The organism is Pseudomonas imrae (genome assembly GCF_046352735.2).
GTDB lineage: Bacteria > Pseudomonadota > Gammaproteobacteria > Pseudomonadales > Pseudomonadaceae > Aquipseudomonas > Aquipseudomonas imrae.
In genome coordinates this window covers 1,710,823-1,728,948 of the sequence record NZ_CP110853.2, presented here as the reverse complement: position 1 = coordinate 1,728,948, position 18,126 = coordinate 1,710,823, and the positions used below count along the sequence as shown (strand labels likewise).

Here is an 18,126-nt window from a genome sequence, read left to right as displayed (position 1 = left end):
ACGCGGCTTGCAGAACACCCTCCAGAGAATGCCGCCCACGACTTGTCCGTAACCCTCCGAAATATACATGCATTTGGGCACTACATATTGAGTCAGAACCCGGCTTTGTTTGTCTTAGCCACTACATTTCCTACAAACCGCATTAGACACAGTCAGCAACTGACAGGCGGCACTCCGGGCCGTTACAATTACCGACTTTGTCGCAACGCTGGAGCTCAAACATCCGTGCCCGTCCTGCGTCTACCGCTACTCCCTGCCGAAGCAGGTAAACAGCATTGGGGCAACTTGCCCGGTGCCGCCCTGAGCCTGGCCATCGCCGAGGCTGCCAGCGCAGCCAAGCGCTTTACCCTGCTGCTGACCGCCGACAGCCAAAGCGCTGAACGACTGGAGCAGGAGCTGAGCTTCTTCGCCCCCGATTTGCCGGTACTGCATTTTCCGGACTGGGAAACCCTGCCCTACGATCTGTTCTCGCCGCATCAGGACATCATCTCCCAGCGCATCGCCAGCCTGTACCGCCTGCCGGAACTCGCCCATGGTGTGCTGGTAGTGCCGATCACCACCGCCCTGCACCGCCTGGCACCGACCAAGTTCCTGCTGGGCAGCAGCCTGGTGCTGGATATCGGCCAGAAGCTCGACGTGGAACAAATGCGCACGCGCCTTGAAGCCAGCGGCTACCGTTGTGTCGACACGGTGTACGAGCACGGCGAGTTCGCAGTGCGTGGGGCGCTGATCGATCTGTTCCCGATGGGCAGCAAACTGCCTTATCGGATCGACCTGTTCGATGACGAAATCGAAACCCTGCGCACCTTCGATCCGGAAAACCAGCGTTCCATCGACAAGGTCGAGTCGGTCAAGCTGCTGCCAGCCCGGGAATTCCCGCTGCAAAAAGACGCAGTGACGCGCTTCAAGGCGCGCTTTCGCGAGCGTTTTGACGTGGACTTCCGTCGCTGCCCGATCTTTCAAGACCTGAGCAGCGGGATTACACCGGCCGGTATCGAGTACTACCTGCCGCTGTTCTTCGATGAAACCTCGACCCTATTCGATTACCTACCCCAGGACACCCAAGTGTTCTCCCTGCCCGGCATCGAGCAGGCGGCGGAGAACTTCTGGAACGATGTGCGAAACCGCTATGAAGAGCGTCGCGTCGACCCGGCCCGCCCTTTATTGCCGCCCGCGGAATTGTTCCTGCCGGTGGAAGACTGCTTCGCCCGCCTGAAAAACTGGCCGCGCGTAGTCGCCAGCCAGCAGGACGTGGAAACCGGTGTTGGCCGTGAGCGTTTCCCCGCACAAGCGCTGCCAGACCTGGCGATCCAGGCCAAGGCCAACCAACCACTGGAAGCGCTCTCCAACTTCCTCGGCGACTTCCCTGGCCGCGTGCTGTTCACTGCCGAATCCGCCGGCCGCCGCGAAGTGCTGCTGGAACTGCTCGAACGCCTGAAACTGCGGCCCAAAACCGTAGACAGTTGGCCAGACTTTGTCGCCAGCAAGGATCGGCTGGCGATCACTATTGCACCGCTGGACGAAGGCCTGGTACTGAACGACCCGGCCCTGGCGCTGATAGCCGAAAGCCCGCTGTTCGGTCAACGCGTGATGCAGCGCAGACGTCGGGAAAAGCGCGCCGACGCCAACAACGATGCGGTAATCAAGAACCTCACCGAACTGCGCGAAGGCGCGCCGGTAGTGCATATCGACCACGGTGTCGGGCGTTACCTGGGGTTGGCGACTCTAGAGATCGATAACCAGACCGCCGAATTCCTCACCATGGAATACGCCGAGGGCGCGAAGCTCTACGTACCCGTGGCCAACCTGCACCTGATCGCCCGCTACACCGGCAGCGACGATGCCCTGGCGCCGCTACACCGCCTGGGCTCCGAAACCTGGCAGAAAGCCAAGCGCAAAGCCGCAGAGCAGGTGCGTGACGTGGCCGCCGAACTGCTCGACATCTATGCCCGGCGTGCCGCTCGCGAGGGCTACGCCTTCGCCGATCCGAAGGCCGACTACGCGACGTTCAGCGCCGGCTTCGCCTTTGAAGAAACCCCGGACCAGCAAACCACCATCGACGCCGTGCGCGCCGACATGCTGGCGCCCAAACCGATGGACCGCCTGGTCTGCGGCGACGTGGGCTTCGGCAAGACCGAAGTGGCGATGCGCGCAGCCTTCATTGCGGTGCACGGCGGTCGCCAGGTGGCGATTCTCGTCCCCACCACCCTGCTCGCCCAGCAGCACTACAACAGCTTTCGTGACCGCTTTGCCGATTGGCCGGTGACTGTGGAAGTGATGAGCCGCTTCAAGTCCGCCAAGGAGGTCAACGCAGCGGTCGCTGACTTGGCAGAAGGCAAGATCGACATCGTGATCGGCACCCACAAACTGCTGTCGGACGATGTAAAGATCAAGAACCTGGGCCTGGTGATCATCGACGAAGAACATCGCTTTGGCGTGCGCCAGAAAGAACAGCTCAAGGCCCTGCGCAGTGAGGTCGACATCCTGACCCTCACCGCCACGCCGATCCCACGCACGCTGAACATGGCGGTGTCTGGCATGCGCGACCTGTCGATCATTGCCACGCCGCCCGCGCGGCGCCTGTCGGTGCGCACCTTCGTCATGGAGCAGAACAAAAGCACGGTCAAGGAAGCGTTGCTGCGGGAGCTGCTGCGAGGCGGGCAGGTTTATTACCTGCACAACGACGTCAAGACCATCGAGAAATGCGCCGCCGACCTGGCCGAACTAGTGCCGGAAGCACGGATCGCCATCGGCCACGGGCAGATGCGCGAACGCGAACTCGAGCAGGTGATGAGCGACTTCTACCACAAGCGTTTCAACGTGCTGATCGCCTCGACCATCATCGAAACCGGCATCGACGTGCCAAGCGCCAACACCATTATCATCGAGCGGGCCGACAAGTTCGGCCTGGCGCAGTTACACCAGTTGCGCGGCCGGGTCGGGCGCAGCCACCACCAGGCGTATGCGTATTTACTCACACCGCCGCGCCAGCAGATCACCTCCGACGCCGAAAAGCGTCTGGAAGCTATCGCCAACACCCAGGACCTGGGGGCAGGCTTCGTGCTGGCCACCAACGACCTTGAAATCCGTGGTGCCGGCGAACTGCTGGGGGACGGCCAGAGCGGGCAGATCCAGGCGGTCGGCTTCACGCTGTACATGGAAATGCTCGAGCGCGCGGTGAAAGCCATCCGCAAGGGCGAACAACCGAACCTTGACCAACCGCTGGGCGGTGGCCCGGAAATCAACCTGCGCTTGCCGGCGTTGATTCCCGAAGACTACTTGCCGGACGTTCATGCGCGACTGATCTTGTATAAGCGCATCGCCTCAGCCACCGACGAAGAAGGCCTCAAGGACCTGCAAGTGGAGATGATCGACCGCTTCGGCCTGCTACCGGAACCGACCAAGAACCTGGTACGCCTGACGCTGCTCAAATTGCAGGCCGAGCAACTGGGCATCAAGAAAGTCGATGCCGGCCCCCAGGGTGGACGCATCGAGTTTGAAGCGCAGACCCCCGTGGATCCGCTGGTATTGATCAAGCTGATTCAGGGCCAACCTAATCGCTACAAGTTCGAAGGCGCAACGCTGTTCAAATTCATGGTGCCAATGGAACGCGCCGAAGAACGCTTTAATACATTGGAGGCGCTGTTTGAGCGCCTCATCCCGAAAACTGCCTGAAGGACGCCCCATGCGCCTGCTTCGTATCCTGAGTCTGTTGTTGGTGGTCGCTGCACCTTCGGCATTTGCCGACAGCCTCTATCAGGTGGAGATGATCCTGATCCGCCAGAATGCGGAGCCGGTGATCAACAGCCGCCCGGCCCCGGAAGACTGGGATGTCGGGGCGCCACGCCAGGGCAGCGAAAAGCCCAGCCCGCCACGCCTGAACAACATCGTCGAAAAACTTCGGGCCAACAGCGACTACACCGTGCTGCTGCACAAAGCCTGGGAGCAGAACCTCGGCGAGCAGTCGGTCAAGATAAGAGTCACCGACGGCCAGGAGCAATACAGCCAATTCCCTATCGAAGGCGTGCTGAACCTGCAACTGGGGCGCTTCACTAATATCGATGCCGATTTCTGGATCAACCGGTTCGACGACAACGGCAGCATCGTTGCCAGCGAGCATTTGAGCCAGAAAGACGTGCGCACCAAGAACAACCAGCTCAACTACCTGGACGGCGGCCACTTGGCCCTGCTGATCAAGGTCACCTCCTTGACCGCCAAACCGCCCAGCGCGCCACCGCTCGACCTTCAGGACTGACATAGCGCCATGCCCCTGCCGTCGTCGCTGACCAAGCCCCTGGCGCCTTCATGGGCCAACCGTTTCAAAGAGCAAAGCCTTGAGCGCGGTCGACGCTACGCTCTGGAAAACCGCGTACGGATTGTCGAGTCCGGTGACAGCACCATTATTGCCAGTTGCGAAGGCTCGGGGTCCAATGTCTATCGCCAGACGATCACCCTGCGCGAGTCGGCCAAGGGCATGTTGATCCTGGTGGACAGTCGCTGTAGCTGCCCCGTACATACCAATTGCAAGCACATCGCGGCAGTACTGCTCAAGGTCCAGGAAACCCTGGCCTACCCCGCAGCCGCCAAGGATGCCGAGTTGCTGGAGAAGCTGCAGGCAGTGCTGGACAACCGCGTGGCACTGCCGCAAGTGATCCTCGATGATGTTCAGCCCATCCCGCGCCTATGGCTGGCGAGCATCGAGTTCAGCGCCTTTGAGCCGCGTAACGGCAAGATGCAGCGTTACATCCAACACCGGGCTGCGCTGTCCTTCAACTATCAGGGTAACTACGTCAGCGGCCATAAGAACGCAGACATTATTGTGCGCGAGGAAACCCGGAGCCTGCGGGTCAAGCGGCACCCCGAAACCGAACAACGGTTTCGTGAACGGCTAAGACTGCTAGGTTTCAAGATTGCCACCCGCCAGAGCAAGGCCCTGCCGGAAAGCGCTGGCGAATTGTTTGAGATGGTCAACGACAGCGCCTGGCTGAACTTCACCCTCAACGCCTCGCCCACATTGCGCGACGAAGGCTGGGAATTACAGATTGACGAGGATTTCGGCTTCGACTTGAGCCCTGTCGATGACTGGTACGCCAGCGTCGAGGAGTCAGCAGAACGCGACTGGTTCGACCTGGAGCTTGGCATCATCGTCAACGGCCAACGGCTGAGCCTGCTGCCGATCCTGCTGAACCTGATGCGCTCCCACACCGAAATCCTCAACCCGGAAAAGCTCGCCCGCCGCCGCGATGACGAACTGATCCTGGTTCATATTCCCGGCCTGCCAAATGACGGCCACGGCCCGCTGCAGGTTGCACTGCCCTATGGACGACTGAAACCGGTGCTTGCGACCCTTGGCGAGTTCTACCTGCAAGAACCGGGCACCACTGCCCTGCGCCTGGCCAAGGCCGACGCGATCCGCCTCAATCCGCTGGAAGACCTGCCACTGCAATGGGAAGGTGGCGAACAGATCCGCAACTTTGCCCAACGCCTGCGCAATATCAAGAATTTCAGCGCCGTCGCACCCGCGGGCCTGAACGCTACCTTGCGCCCTTATCAACTCGAAGGCCTGAGCTGGATGCAATCATTGCGACAGCTTGAAGTGGGCGGGATTCTTGCGGACGACATGGGCCTGGGCAAGACCCTGCAAACCCTGGCGCATATTCTCAGCGAAAAAATCGCCGGGCGCCTGGATCGCCCCTGCATGGTGGTGATGCCCACCAGCCTGATCCCCAACTGGCTTGACGAAGCGGCGCACTTCACGCCACAGCTCAAGGTCCTTGCGCTGTATGGTGCCGGGCGCAAGAAGCATTTTGCCGAACTGCACAATTACGACCTGCTGCTGACCACCTATGCACTGCTGCCCAAAGACGTCGAAACTCTCGCCGCGCTGCCGCTGCATGTCCTGATCCTGGATGAAGCCCAATACATCAAGAACCCCACCAGCAAGGCCGCACAGGCTGCCCGCGAGCTGAATGCCCGCCAGCGCCTGTGCCTGAGTGGTACGCCGCTGGAAAACCACTTGGGCGAACTCTGGTCGCTTTTCCACTTCCTGCTGCCAGGCTGGCTGGGGGACGTGAAAAACTTCAACCGCGACTACCGCGTCCCCATCGAAAAACGCGGCAGCGAAGTGCGATTGCAACACCTCAATGCTCGGATCAAGCCATTCCTGTTGCGCCGTACCAAGGAAGAGGTAGCGACCGAACTGCCGCCCAAGACGGAAATTATCCACTGGGTCGACCTCAACGAAGCCCAGCGCGACGTATACGAAACCATGCGCCTGGCAATGGACAAGAAGGTCCGCGACGAGATCACTCGCAAGGGCGTGGCCCGTAGCCAGATCATTATCCTGGAAGCATTGCTCAAGTTGCGACAGGTCTGTTGCGACCTGCGACTGGTGAACGACGCCAACCTGCCTGCACGCGGCAGCAGTTCCGGCAAGCTCGATAGCTTGATGGAGATGCTTGAAGAGTTATTTGCCGAGGGTCGCAGGATACTGCTGTTTTCCCAGTTCACTTCCATGCTCGGCCTGATTGAGGCCGAGCTGAAAAAACGCGGTGTCGCCTACGCGCTATTGACCGGCCAGACCCGGGATCGGCGCACACCGGTTAGAGATTTCCAAAGCGGTAAGCTGCAGATTTTTCTGATCAGCCTGAAGGCTGGTGGCGTAGGGCTGAACCTGACAGAAGCAGACACGGTGATCCACTACGACCCCTGGTGGAACCCGGCCACGGAAAACCAGGCCACTGACCGTGCGTATCGCATTGGCCAGGAGAAACCGGTGTTCGTCTACAAAATGATTGCCCGGGGTACAGTGGAAGAAAAGATTCAGGCACTACAGCAAGAAAAGTCTGACCTTGCTGCAGGCGTACTGGATGGCCGTACCACCGGAGATTGGAAGCTGGGCAATGACGACATAGAAGCGCTATTTGCCCCGCTGCCCAACAAGCAGGAAAAAAGGTAACCCCTAAATACGCGGGTCGTCACTCGATCAATTGAGCCTCGCGCAACGCGCCAAGGGCCGCCAGCCAACGTGGATCCTGCTTGTAATCCGTTGAAGCAATGGCTTGCCCGCGCATCCGCGCGATGCGCGCCGATGGCGTGACCTTCATCCGTTGCGCAGCAGTCAGCGCCAATTCAGCGGCCGCGCGGTCGTTGCACACCAATCCCATGTCACATCCCGCCGTCAAGGCAGCTTCAATACGACTGGCAGCGTCCCCCACCACATGCGCACCAGCCATGGACAGGTCATCGCTGAAAATCACCCCGTCGAACTGCAATTCGCCACGCAGGATGTCCTGCAACCAACGACGCGAAAACCCCGCGGGCTTGTTGTCGACCTGCGGGTAAATGACATGAGCCGGCATCACCGCCGCCAACTGCTTGCTCAACCGAGCGAACGGCACCAGATCATTGGCGCGGATCTGCTCCAGGCTGCGCTCATCATTGGGAATCGCGACGTGGGAGTCTGCCTCGGCCCAGCCATGACCCGGAAAATGCTTGCCGGTAGCCGCCATGCCCGCGCCATTCATGCCACGGATAAAAGCTCCAGCCAATAACGCGGCACGCTCGGGATCACCTTCAAACGACCGGGTGCCCACGACGGCGCTACGCTGAAAATCCAGATCCAGTACCGGGGCAAAGCTCAAATCCAGGCCTGCAGCCAGCACTTCCGTGGCCATGACCCAGCCACATTGCTCGGCCAGGAATTCGGCGTTCGGGTTGTCTGCCAGGGCGCGCATGGCCGGCAAGCGCACGAAACCCTGGCGCAGGCGCTGAACCCGCCCGCCTTCCTGATCGACTGCCAGTAGCAGATCCGGGCGCACGGCACGAATGGCGGCGCTCAATTCACGCACCTGGCGCGGGTGTTCGATATTGCGCGCAAAAATGATCAGCCCACCCACTTCAGGTTGACGCAACAAGTGGCGATCTTCAGCCGTCAACCAGGTACCGGCCACGTCTACCATCAAAGAGCCTTGCAGGACAGCAGTCATAAACTTTCCTTAAATAACGCGCGCAACCCGTCGCACCACCAGGGTCTGGCCTGGCACTGAATGTTCAAAAGAACGACGGGGTGTGGGATAAACATTTGGAATCGGCATGGGCGGCTAGCTTAGCGGATGCAAGCAGTCACGCCCACCCGCAAACAGTTAAACCTTGGCCGCGGCAGGCACCGACTTGCTGCGTGGGCGTAACTGCGCGGCAGCCATTGCCTGATCGGTAACACCTGTTTCAGCGCGCATCCCTGCAGCCAGGAACGGCACCATCAGGCGCATGACCTGCTCGATCGAAGTGTTGACGCCAAAATCGGTTTCGGCAATCGCCCGCAAAGCCTTGATCCCGGACATGCTGAACGCTGCCGCACCAAGCATGAAATGCACGCGCCAGAACAGTTCGATCGGAGGAATACGCGGGGCGGCCTCATTGACCAGCAACATGTAGCGGCGGAACACTTTGCCGTACATATCCTCCAGATAACGTCGCAGGTGGCCCTGGCTCTGGCTGAAGGCCAGGCCGAGCAGGCGCATGAAGATAGACAGGTCATTGCCACTGCGCGGCTGCACCACCAACGCCTGCTCGACCAGGATTTCCAGCAGGTCCTCCAGGCTCGGTTTAATGTCGGGCTTGGCTTGGCGACGTTCCAGCTCACGATCGAGACTGACACAAAAAGGCCCCAGGAAACGTGAGAACACCGCCTGGATCAAAGCCTTTTTTGAACCGAAATGGTAGTTCACTGCAGCAAGATTGACCCCAGCCTTGCTAGTGATCAGCCGCAATGAAGTTTCAGCAAATCCTTTTTCCGCGAACAACTGCTCGGCAGCATCGAGAATGCGTTCAACGGTTTCCGACTGGGCCATGGCTACTCCGCCTGACAAACACTTGTTTGAAACATACGTTTCACAATGTGTAATGTCAAGCCTGCGGGGCCGTTTTCCGGCTGGGTAGTCACTTGTGCGCCGCTTATTTAATCACATCTTCGAGAGGATGTAGGCAGCGCTGTTCCAGGCGTTTTGGAGACTGGCAGATGACCGTCTGGCGGCGTCAAGGAAAACGGTGATTGCCAAGCGCGATTCACTGTATATAATCCCAGTCACTGTATAAAAAGACAGAGCGATCAACATGCTAAAACTGACGCCACGCCAAGCTGAGATTCTCGCTTTTATCAAGCGCTGCCTCGACGATAACGGCTATCCGCCAACCCGCGCCGAAATTGCCTTGGAGCTGGGTTTCAAATCCCCCAACGCTGCCGAAGAACACCTGAAGGCCCTTGCCCGCAAAGGGGCAATCGAAATGACGCCAGGGGCTTCCCGAGGCATTCGTATTCCGGGCTTCGAGGCCAAGGCCGACGAATCGACACTGCCCATCATCGGTCGTGTTGCCGCCGGCGCCCCCATCCTGGCACAACAACACGTCGAGGAATCCTGCAACATCAACCCGACGTTCTTTCACCCTCGCGCCGATTACCTGCTACGGGTCCACGGCATGAGCATGAAGGATGTCGGCATCTTTGACGGCGACCTACTGGCCGTGCATACCACGCGCGAAGCCCGCAATGGCCAGATCGTCGTTGCGCGTATCGGTGACGAAGTGACAGTCAAACGCTTCAAGCGCGAAGGCAGCAAGGTCTGGCTCCTGGCCGAAAACCCAGAGTTCGCACCAATTGAAGTGAACCTGAAAGACCAGGATTTGGTGATCGAAGGCTTGAGTGTCGGCGTTATTCGCCGCTAACGGAGGCATCATGCAGTTCCCACACGCCCAGCAACACACACAATTGCCACTGTTCGAGGCCTTCTTGGCCCAGCCGCTGGCTCCCAGCCTCAAGGAAACGGTTGAATCCCCGTGGATCAACGACCCCGAGGTATTCAGTGAATTGTCGTTGCGCGGCGCTGCCGGGAACTGCCTGAGCTTGCTGGCCCCCATTCTTCGCGAACTGAGCCAGGAACAGGATGCTCGGTGGCTGACCCTGATAGCACCACCGTCAAGCCTGACCCAGACCTGGCTGCGAGATGCAGGCTTGAACCGCGAGCGCATCCTGCTGCTGCAACCTCGAGGCACTCAGAGCGCACAACAATTGGCGTGCGAAGCCTTGCGTCTGGGGCGTAGCCACACAGTAGTCAGTTGGCTGAACCCGTTGAACCCAACAGCCAAGCAGCAATTGATCAGCGCTGCTCGCACAGGCGATGCACAAAGCTTGAACATTCGATTGGGATAAGTCTGGAGCAACGCGCAATGCGTATCCGGGCACCGCTTACAGACCGTCCGATTGCAGCCCTGACGCTTAGTCAGTGCCTGCGATGGACGCAAGGCTTCTACAGAATTGAGAAGCCGATTTTGTAACCTTAACCTTGCAAAAAACCGACAAACGGACTCAGTGAAGTACGCGCGGGCCATCGTCTTTCTCTGGCTCGCCTTCGGCAAGGCGCCCTGCCATCTGCACACCAACGCTCAACATGGCCTTTGCCACTTCCACATGCTGGCCTTGCAGGAATGCTTTAGCGTCATCAGAAAAGTCCAAAGTCACCAGAGAACCCTCGTCCTCAGCCCTGCGCAGCTCAATTCGGCCGTCAGGCAATTCAACAATTTCCAGAAAGGACGTTGGCATAAAAATCTGTTCTCCACGAAAGCGCGGGATTATATCAGTCTTGTGGCGAGTGGGCTTGCCACAGTAAGCGTCAGCGTCCTTGTTCGATGATCATCGGCCGCTCAGCACTCGTTCAACCCTTCCCGAAACCGAAGCGCCAGTTTCTTCAACTCCTGACGCCAGCTTTCCATATCCTCACGACTCAACGGCTTTGGCTCGTCCTGCGCCATTGAAACCGCCACGATCAGCGGCTGAGTTACATCGCCCTTGGGAACATGAGGCACGCGTGGCGGCTGGAACATGTCGCTATGTGCCTTGAGCAGGCGCGCCACCCAGCTGTCGGGGCTCTGGGCCATTTCCACCAGTTCGGCCAATTCAGGGATGGCCATGGTCTCCAGCACTTCGCGGGCAATGATCATTTCCGCACGCGCCGCGCCGGCCTGAGGCAAGCGATAGAACCCGGCGATTTCATGACACAGGCCGAGTAAGGCGCCATACAAATGGAACAACGCTGCTTCACGCCCTGCCTGGACCAGAGCGATAGCATTCATCTCCTTCCCGTCCTCGGCACGACCAAGGGCTTCCAGGGACAAACCCGCGAAATAGATCTTCTGATTGGTACGGGTATAGAGTTCGTTGGCCATAACGGCAATCTCCACAACGAATAGGCGTGATGCTGGCGACTCTGCAGGCGCGAGCTTGCTCGCGCCTGCAGGTGCAGGTTAGCGGATCAAGCGCCCTGGCGCTTGTCCTCGACCTTCCACTTGCTTCCATCGTAGAACGCCTTCCAGCCCGTAGGCTTGCCATCCACCTCGGTCTGCACGTATTGCTCTTTGGTCTTGCGACTGTAACGGATCACGGCCGGACGACCATCGGGGTCCTTCTTCGGCGCTTCGCAAAGGAAGTGATACTTAGGATCAATTTCGTCCTTGTGCGGCACGATCTCCAGCACCAACGGCGCACGTGTCTCGCGATTTTTCGGAAACTGGCTGGCAGCCAGGAACAGGCCAGAAGCGCCATCACGCAGGATGTAAGTATCGTTGACCTTCTCGCACTTGAGTTCCGGCATCTTCACCGGATCCATCTTCGGCGGCGCCGCATCACCGCTTTTCAGCAGTTTGCGAGTGTTCTTGCACGTCGGGTTAGTGCAACCGAAGAACTTGCCGAATCGACCCGTCTTGAGCTGCATCTCACTGCCACACTTGTCGCATTCCAGGCTCGGACCTTCGTAGCCCTTGATACGGTAAGTGCCTTCTTCGATCTCGTAGCCGTTGCAATCGGGGTTGTTACCGCAGATGTGCAGCTTGTGCTTCTCGTCCAGCAGGTAGGCATCCATCGCCGTGCTGCAGATCGGGCAACGATGCTTGCCACGCAGTACCAGCGACTCGGACTCCCCCTCGTCATCGGCCGCAATTTCATCGCCCGGCACCAGGTTGACGGTTGCCTTGCAGCGCTCTTTCGGTGGCAGGCTGTAACCCGAACAACCCAGGAACACACCGGTAGACGCGGTACGGATCTGCATAGGACGACCGCAAGTCAGGCACGGAATATCCGTCATCACTGGCTGGTTGGCCCGCATGCCGCTCTCGGGGCTCTCCGCCACTTCGAGTTTTTTCTTGAAGTCGCCGTAGAACTCGTCGAGCACGTTTTTCCAGTCGCGCTCGCCTTGAGCCACGTCATCGAGGTTCTCTTCCATACCGGCGGTGAAGCCGTAGTCCATCAGGTTGGAGAAACTCTCGGACAAACGTTCAGTGACGATATCGCCCATCTTTTCCGAATAGAAACGCCGGTTGTGCAGCGCCACGTAGCCGCGATCCTGGATGGTGGAAATAATCGCAGCGTACGTCGAAGGACGACCGATACCACGCTTTTCCATTTCCTTGACCAGACTGGCTTCCGAATAACGCGCCGGCGGCTTGGTGAAGTGCTGGGACGGGTCGAGCTTGATCAACTTCAACACATCGCCCTGGGCCATGTCCGGCAGCACATCGTCATCGCCAGGCTTAGCGATTTGCGGCATCACACGGGTGTAGCCATCGAACTTGAGGATGCGGCCCTTGGCGCGCAGCTCGAAGTCCCCGGCACCGACACTGACGGTGGTGGACAGGTATTGCGCCGGCAGCATCTGGCAGGCCAGGAACTGGCGCCAGATCAGCTCGTAGAGGCGCTCAGCGTCGCGCTCCATGCCACTGAGCTTGCTTGGCTCGGTATTGGCGTCGGACGGTCGAATTGCTTCGTGAGCCTCTTGCGCGCCTTCCTTGCTGCTGTAGACGTTCGGGGATTCCGGCAGGTATTTCTTGCCGAACTCACTTTCAATATAGGTACGCGCCATCGCCACCGCATCCACCGAAAGGTTGGTAGAGTCGGTACGCATGTAAGTGATGTAGCCCGCTTCGTACAAACGCTGGGCCATCATCATGGTCTTCTTCACCCCGAACCCCAGGCGATTGCTGGCAGCCTGTTGCAAGGTGGAGGTGATGAACGGCGCTGACGGCTTGCTGCTGGTAGGCTTGTCTTCGCGCTTGATGATGCTGTAGCTGGAAGCCTTGAGCTTTTCCAGCGCAGCCATGGCCTGGGCTTCGTTGAGCGGCTTGAAGGCTTCGCCGTTCTCACGGGCCACGTCAAAGCGCACGGTTGCGCCCTTGGCTGTGCCGAGGTCGGCGTGGACTTCCCAATATTCTTCAGGGTTGAACGCACGAATCTCACGCTCACGCTCTACCACCAACTTCACCGCGACCGATTGCACCCGGCCGGCGGACAGGCCGCGGGCAATCTTCGCCCACAGCAGTGGCGAAACCATGTAGCCCACAACGCGATCGAGGAAGCGCCGCGCCTGCTGGGCGTTGACGCGATCAATATCCAGCTCGCCCGGCTTGGAGAAGGCTTCCTGGATGGCTTTCTTGGTGATTTCGTTGAACACCACGCGCTTGTAGCGGCTGTCATCACCACCAATGGCTTCCCGCAGGTGCCAGGCAATGGCTTCCCCTTCGCGGTCCAAGTCCGTTGCGAGATAGATGGTGTCAGCATCCTTGGCGAGCCGGCGCAGCTCTTCGATGACCTTTTCCTTGCCCGGCAGGATCTCGTACTTGGCTTTCCAGCCATGATCAGGATCGACACCCATGCGCGAGACCAACTGCTTGCGGGCTTTCTCTTTTGGCGAGAGCACCGGGCCTTCGCCCGCAGCGGCCTTGCCACGCTTGGCGGCAGGCTCCTTGCTGGCACTCGCCGAGCCGCTCGTGGGCAAGTCGCGGATATGGCCGATACTCGACTTCACCACGTACTCGTTGCCCAAGTACTTGTTGATGGTCTTGGCCTTAGCCGGGGATTCCACAATGACCAGCGATTTGCCCATGGATCGGAAAATTCCTGAATTCGAGAAGTGAAAGGCGGTTGGCGCCTGACGCGGCAACGCTATATATAGTGGCAACAGAGTGAGGTCAAGCGCAGCATCCTGCGCGACCTGCCGTTATTGCCCTGAAAAAAGACTGGGTTCGGCCTGGATCAAAGCAAAGCGCGGGACCTGTTCGCCGTCAACCTCGACGGTCTCCAGGAACATACTCAAGGGACGCACCCAAAAGCCGTAATCACCATACAGTGCTTGGTAAAACACCACTTGCTCTTCGGTCTCGGAATGCCGCGCCACGTTAAAAACGCGGTACTGCGGACCTTTATAATGCTGGTAGAGCCCGGGTTCGACTTTCATGCTCTGGCTCCTCACAAATCTTGTTAAAAAAAATATAAAAAAAACCCAAAAAACAAAAACCGGGGCACTGGGCCCCGGCTTCCATCAACCCAACGCTTAAACGCGTTCGAAGACGGTGGAGATGCCTTGGCCCAAGCCAATGCACATGGTAGCTACCCCGAGGTTGCCGCCATTTTGCTTCATCACGTTGAGCAACGTGCCGGAGATACGTGCACCGGAGCACCCGAATGGGTGGCCCAGGGCAATCGCGCCGCCGTGCAGGTTAACCTTCTCATTCATCTTGTCGAGTACTTTCAAATCTTTCAGCACGGGCAAGGCCTGTGCGGCGAAAGCTTCGTTGAGTTCGAAGAAGTCGATATCGGAGATGCTCAGGCCCGCGCGCTTCAAGGCTTTTTGTGTCGCCGGTACTGGACCATAGCCCATGATCGCCGGGTCCACACCCGCTACGGCCATGGAACGGATCACCGCCAGAGGCTGGATCCCCAGGTCCTGGGCGCGCTGAGCCGACATCACGATCATGCACGAAGCGCCGTCGGTGATTTGCGACGAAGTACCGGCTGTCACGGTGCCACCCTTTGGATTGAACGCCGGCTTGAGGGCCGCCAGGCTTTCCAGGGTGGTATCCGGACGAATGGTTTCGTCGTAGTCGAACAGTTTCAGGAAACCGTTCTCGTCGTAACCGTTCATCGGGATGATCTCATCCTTGAACTTCCCTTCCAGGGTCGCCTTGTGGGCAAGCTGGTGGGAGCGCAGGCCGAAGGCGTCCTGGGCTTCACGAGTGATGCCGTGCATCTTGCCAAGCATTTCCGCAGTCAGGCCCATCATGCCCGAGGCTTTCGCCGCGTACAGGGACATGTGCGGGTTCGGATCGACGCCATGCATCATGCTGACGTGGCCCATGTGCTCCACACCACCGACCACGAACACATCACCGTTGCCGGTCATGATCGCCTGGGCAGCAGTGTGCAACGCGCTCATGGACGAACCACACAACCGGCTGACGGTCTGGCCGGCAGCGGTGTGCGGGATCTGGGTCATCAGCGACGCCATGCGCGCGATGTTCCAGCCCTGCTCCAGGGTCTGGTTCACACACCCCCAGATCACGTCCTCGACTTCGTTCGGGTCGACCTTGACGTTGCGCTCCAGCAGTTTGCTGATCAAGTGTGCCGACATGTCCTCGGCGCGGGTGTTGCGGTGCATGCCGCCCTTGGAGCGGCCCATCGGAGTACGACCGAAGTCGACAATCACGACGTCTCTTGGATTCAAGCTCATAAATATTCTCGCTCTAGTCGTTTGGGCGCTTAACCGAAGAAGCTCTGACCGTTCTTGGCCATCTCACGCAGCTTCGCGGTCGGGTGGTACAGCGGGCCCAAATCAGCGTATTGATCAGCCAGGGCAACGAACTCGGCCACACCGATGGAATCGATATAACGCAACGCACCGCCACGGAATGGAGGGAAACCAATACCGTAGACCAGGCCCATATCGGCTTCGGCAGCGGTTTCAACGATGCCGTCTTCCAGGCAACGTACAGTTTCCAGGCACAGTGCGATCATCATCCAGTTGATGATGTCCTCGTCGGACACCTCACGCTGCTCGTAGACGATTGGCGCGAGGACCTCGTGCACAGACGGGTCGGCAACTTTCTTCTGCTTGCCCTTCTTGTCGGTCTCGTAGGCGTAGAAACCCTTGCCATTCTTCTGGCCCAGGCGCTTGGCTTCGTAGAGCGCGTCGACAGCCGAACGGCGGTCGTCTTTCATGCGGTCCGGGAAACCTTCAGCCATTACGTCACGGCCGTGATGGCCAGTGTCGATACCGACCACGTCCATCAGGTACGCCGGGCCCATTGGCCAGCCGAATTTTTCCATGACCTTATCGATGCGCACAAAGTCCACACCAGCGCTCACCAGCTTGGCGAAACCGCCGAAGTACGGGAACAGCACGCGGTTGACCAAAAAGCCCGGGCAGTCGTTGACCACAATAGGGTTCTTGCCCATTTTCTTGGCGTAGGCCACGGTGGTGGCAACGGCCAGCTCGCTGGACTTCTCGCCACGGATCACTTCCACCAGCGGCATCATGTGCACCGGGTTGAAGAAGTGCATGCCGACGAAGTTTTCCGGACGCTTGAGGGCCTTGGCCAGCAACGTGATGGAAATGGTCGAGGTGTTGGACGCCAGAATGGTGTCTTCCTTGACCTGAGCTTCGACTTCAGCCAATACCGCCTGCTTGACCTTCGGATTCTCGACAACCGCTTCGACCACCAGGTCGACGTGACCGAAATCACCGTAGGACAGCGTAGGACGAATACCGTTAAGCACTTCAGCCATTTTTGCAGCGGTCATGCGACCTTTATCAACGCGGCCCACCAGCAGTTTTGCGGCTTCCGCCAGGCCCTGCTCGATCCCGTGTTCGTTGATGTCTTTCATCAGGATCGGCGTGCCTTTGGACGCCGACTGATAGGCGATACCGCCACCCATGATACCGGCGCCGAGTACGGCGGCCTGTTTCACTTCCTTGGCGATTTCGTCATAGGCCTTGGCCTTTTTCTTCAGTTCCTGATCGTTCAGGAACAAGCCGATCAGGCTCTGGGCAGCCGAGGTTTTCGCCAATTTGACGAAGCCTGCAGCTTCCACTTCCAGGGCTTTGTCGCGACCGAAGTTAGCAGCCTTCTGGATGGTCTTGATCGCTTCGACCGGCGCCGGGTAGTTCGGGCCGGCCTGGCCAGCCACAAAACCCTTGGCGGTTTCGAACGACATCATTTGTTCGATGGCGTTGAGCTTGAGCTTTTCCAGCTTCGGCTGACGCTTGGCCTTGTAGTCAAACTCGCCGCTGATGGCGCCTTTGACCAGGCTCAATGCGGCTTCAGCGAGCTTCTCGGGCGCCACTACTGCGTCGACAGCGCCGACTTTCAGCGCGTCTTCAGCAGCGTTTTCCTTACCGGCGGCGATCCACTCAATGGCGTTGTCGGCACCAATGATGCGCGGCAGGCGCACGGTACCGCCGAAGCCTGGGTAGATGCCCAGCTTGACTTCCGGCAGGCCGACTTTCGCAGTGCTGGCCATGATGCGGAAATCTGCGGCCAGGCACATTTCCAGACCGCCGCCCAGCGCGATGCCATTGATCGCGGCAACGGTCGGTACGTTGAGGTCTTCGAAGTCGCTGAAAATCTTGTTGGCTTCGAGGTTGCCAGCCACCAGCTCGGCATCGGGCAGCTTGAAGTTGTCGACGAATTCAGTGATGTCGGCGCCGACGATAAACACGTCCTTGCCGCTGGAGACGATCACACCTTTGATCGATGCATCAGCCTTGATGGTATCTACAGCCTGACGCAATTCGTTCAGGGTTAGACGGTTGAACTTGTTGACGGACTCACCCTTGAGGTCGAATTTCAATTCGACGATGCCACTTTCAAGAGCCTTAACCGTGATGGCTTTACCTTCGTAAATCATCAACTGATCTCCACGATATGGAAGCTAAACAGTACACGTCGAGCGCAGGCCTCAGCGTAGACACTGACGTTACCGTCGATGCTAACGCTAATTCGCCAGGCACACCCGCCAACGCGATAGTCGGGATTCTGTACGAACAGTCTGAAAGACAAACGCTCAATTCATACGCCCGTTTGATTTGGGTACGCCACCTTCATCCAATTGACGACAATTGTCAATCGCTCGCAAGAGCCGTAAAAACGCGACTTTGCAGTCACTTCGCAACCGCGATGGCAGATCAATATGCGGGCATTCACAGAATCAATAATCAGAGAATTACTAAGAAGGCTATACGGGCGACGGGCACCCGGCCTGGCTTTTCGGTAGGAGTGAGCCAGCTCGCTGCTACGATGGGATTG

General features: G+C 58.8%; 13 protein-coding genes. 5 read left to right on the top strand and 8 right to left on the bottom strand.

Translation table 11 applies throughout. The features are described 5' to 3' along the window. Positions 1-225: 225 nt before the first annotated feature. The 3 genes from mfd to OQ460_RS07880 are packed head-to-tail and all read left to right on the top strand — an operon-like array spanning position 226 to position 6,958. Positions 226-3,675, top strand: a complete 3,450-nt coding sequence (mfd, locus tag OQ460_RS07890; protein ID WP_410021279.1) for a transcription-repair coupling factor — start codon at positions 226-228, stop codon at positions 3,673-3,675. Between the two features lie 10 nt (positions 3,676-3,685). Beyond that, positions 3,686-4,255 carry a CsiV family protein gene (locus tag OQ460_RS07885; RefSeq protein ID WP_410021278.1) on the top strand — a complete coding sequence of 190 codons (570 nt, stop codon included), beginning with the start codon at positions 3,686-3,688 and terminating at the stop codon, positions 4,253-4,255. 9 nt (positions 4,256-4,264) lie between these two features. Next, positions 4,265-6,958 carry an SNF2-related protein gene (locus OQ460_RS07880; RefSeq protein ID WP_410021277.1) on the top strand — a complete coding sequence of 898 codons (2,694 nt, stop codon included), beginning with the start codon at positions 4,265-4,267 and terminating at the stop codon, positions 6,956-6,958. Positions 6,959-6,977: 19 nt separating this feature from the next. On the opposite strand, the gene nagZ is transcribed toward OQ460_RS07880, so the two are convergent. Next, positions 6,978-7,988, bottom strand: a complete 1,011-nt coding sequence (gene nagZ, locus OQ460_RS07875) for a beta-N-acetylhexosaminidase (protein ID WP_410021276.1) — start codon at positions 7,986-7,988, stop codon at positions 6,978-6,980. A gap of 156 nt (positions 7,989-8,144) precedes the next feature. Then, positions 8,145-8,852, bottom strand: coding sequence for a TetR/AcrR family transcriptional regulator (locus OQ460_RS07870; protein WP_410021275.1), 708 nt, complete (start codon positions 8,850-8,852; stop codon positions 8,145-8,147). Between the two features lie 262 nt (positions 8,853-9,114). On the opposite strand from OQ460_RS07870, the gene lexA reads away from it, so the two are divergent. Then, positions 9,115-9,723 carry a transcriptional repressor LexA gene (gene lexA, locus OQ460_RS07865; protein WP_003172575.1) on the top strand — a complete coding sequence of 203 codons (609 nt, stop codon included), beginning with the start codon at positions 9,115-9,117 and terminating at the stop codon, positions 9,721-9,723. Positions 9,724-9,733: 10 nt separating this feature from the next. Continuing rightward, positions 9,734-10,207, top strand: a complete 474-nt coding sequence (sulA, locus tag OQ460_RS07860) for an SOS-induced cell division inhibitor SulA (RefSeq protein ID WP_410021274.1) — start codon at positions 9,734-9,736, stop codon at positions 10,205-10,207. Between the two features lie 156 nt (positions 10,208-10,363). Here the strand turns inward: sulA and OQ460_RS07855 are convergent, their stop codons facing one another. The 6 genes from OQ460_RS07855 to fadB all read right to left on the bottom strand — a co-directional run bounded on the left by OQ460_RS07855 (position 10,364) and on the right by fadB (position 17,728). Beyond that, positions 10,364-10,597, bottom strand: coding sequence for a hypothetical protein (locus OQ460_RS07855; protein ID WP_410021273.1), 234 nt, complete (start codon positions 10,595-10,597; stop codon positions 10,364-10,366). 101 nt (positions 10,598-10,698) lie between these two features. Then, positions 10,699-11,220, bottom strand: coding sequence for a DUF6586 family protein (locus OQ460_RS07850; protein WP_410021272.1), 522 nt, complete (start codon positions 11,218-11,220; stop codon positions 10,699-10,701). Positions 11,221-11,306: 86 nt separating this feature from the next. Further along, positions 11,307-13,928 (bottom strand): type I DNA topoisomerase, encoded by a 2,622-nt coding sequence (gene topA / locus OQ460_RS07845; RefSeq protein ID WP_410021271.1) that lies wholly within the window; start codon positions 13,926-13,928, stop codon positions 11,307-11,309. A 114-nt stretch (positions 13,929-14,042) separates the two neighbouring features. After that, complete coding sequence (locus OQ460_RS07840; protein ID WP_410021270.1) at positions 14,043-14,279, bottom strand: DUF1653 domain-containing protein; 237 nt, start codon at positions 14,277-14,279, stop codon at positions 14,043-14,045. A gap of 96 nt (positions 14,280-14,375) precedes the next feature. After that, complete coding sequence (gene fadA, locus OQ460_RS07835) at positions 14,376-15,551, bottom strand: acetyl-CoA C-acyltransferase FadA (protein WP_029300086.1); 1,176 nt, start codon at positions 15,549-15,551, stop codon at positions 14,376-14,378. 29 nt (positions 15,552-15,580) lie between these two features. Then, positions 15,581-17,728 (bottom strand): fatty acid oxidation complex subunit alpha FadB, encoded by a 2,148-nt coding sequence (fadB, locus tag OQ460_RS07830; protein ID WP_410021269.1) that lies wholly within the window; start codon positions 17,726-17,728, stop codon positions 15,581-15,583. Positions 17,729-18,126 lie beyond the last annotated feature (398 nt).

Coding starts and splice junctions, on each gene's coding strand:
- OQ460_RS07885 (WP_410021278.1), top strand. CDS start 3,686: ATGCGCCTGCTTCGTATCCTGAGTCTGTTGTTGGTGGTCGCTGCACCT.
- OQ460_RS07880 (WP_410021277.1), top strand. CDS start 4,265: ATGCCCCTGCCGTCGTCGCTGACCAAGCCCCTGGCGCCTTCATGGGCC.
- nagZ (WP_410021276.1), bottom strand. CDS start 7,988: ATGACTGCTGTCCTGCAAGGCTCTTTGATGGTAGACGTGGCCGGTACC.
- OQ460_RS07870 (WP_410021275.1), bottom strand. CDS start 8,852: ATGGCCCAGTCGGAAACCGTTGAACGCATTCTCGATGCTGCCGAGCAG.
- lexA (WP_003172575.1), top strand. CDS start 9,115: ATGCTAAAACTGACGCCACGCCAAGCTGAGATTCTCGCTTTTATCAAG.
- sulA (WP_410021274.1), top strand. CDS start 9,734: ATGCAGTTCCCACACGCCCAGCAACACACACAATTGCCACTGTTCGAG.
- OQ460_RS07855 (WP_410021273.1), bottom strand. CDS start 10,597: ATGCCAACGTCCTTTCTGGAAATTGTTGAATTGCCTGACGGCCGAATT.
- OQ460_RS07850 (WP_410021272.1), bottom strand. CDS start 11,220: ATGGCCAACGAACTCTATACCCGTACCAATCAGAAGATCTATTTCGCG.
- topA (WP_410021271.1), bottom strand. CDS start 13,928: ATGGGCAAATCGCTGGTCATTGTGGAATCCCCGGCTAAGGCCAAGACC.
- OQ460_RS07840 (WP_410021270.1), bottom strand. CDS start 14,279: ATGAAAGTCGAACCCGGGCTCTACCAGCATTATAAAGGTCCGCAGTAC.
- fadA (WP_029300086.1), bottom strand. CDS start 15,551: ATGAGCTTGAATCCAAGAGACGTCGTGATTGTCGACTTCGGTCGTACT.
- fadB (WP_410021269.1), bottom strand. CDS start 17,728: ATGATTTACGAAGGTAAAGCCATCACGGTTAAGGCTCTTGAAAGTGGC.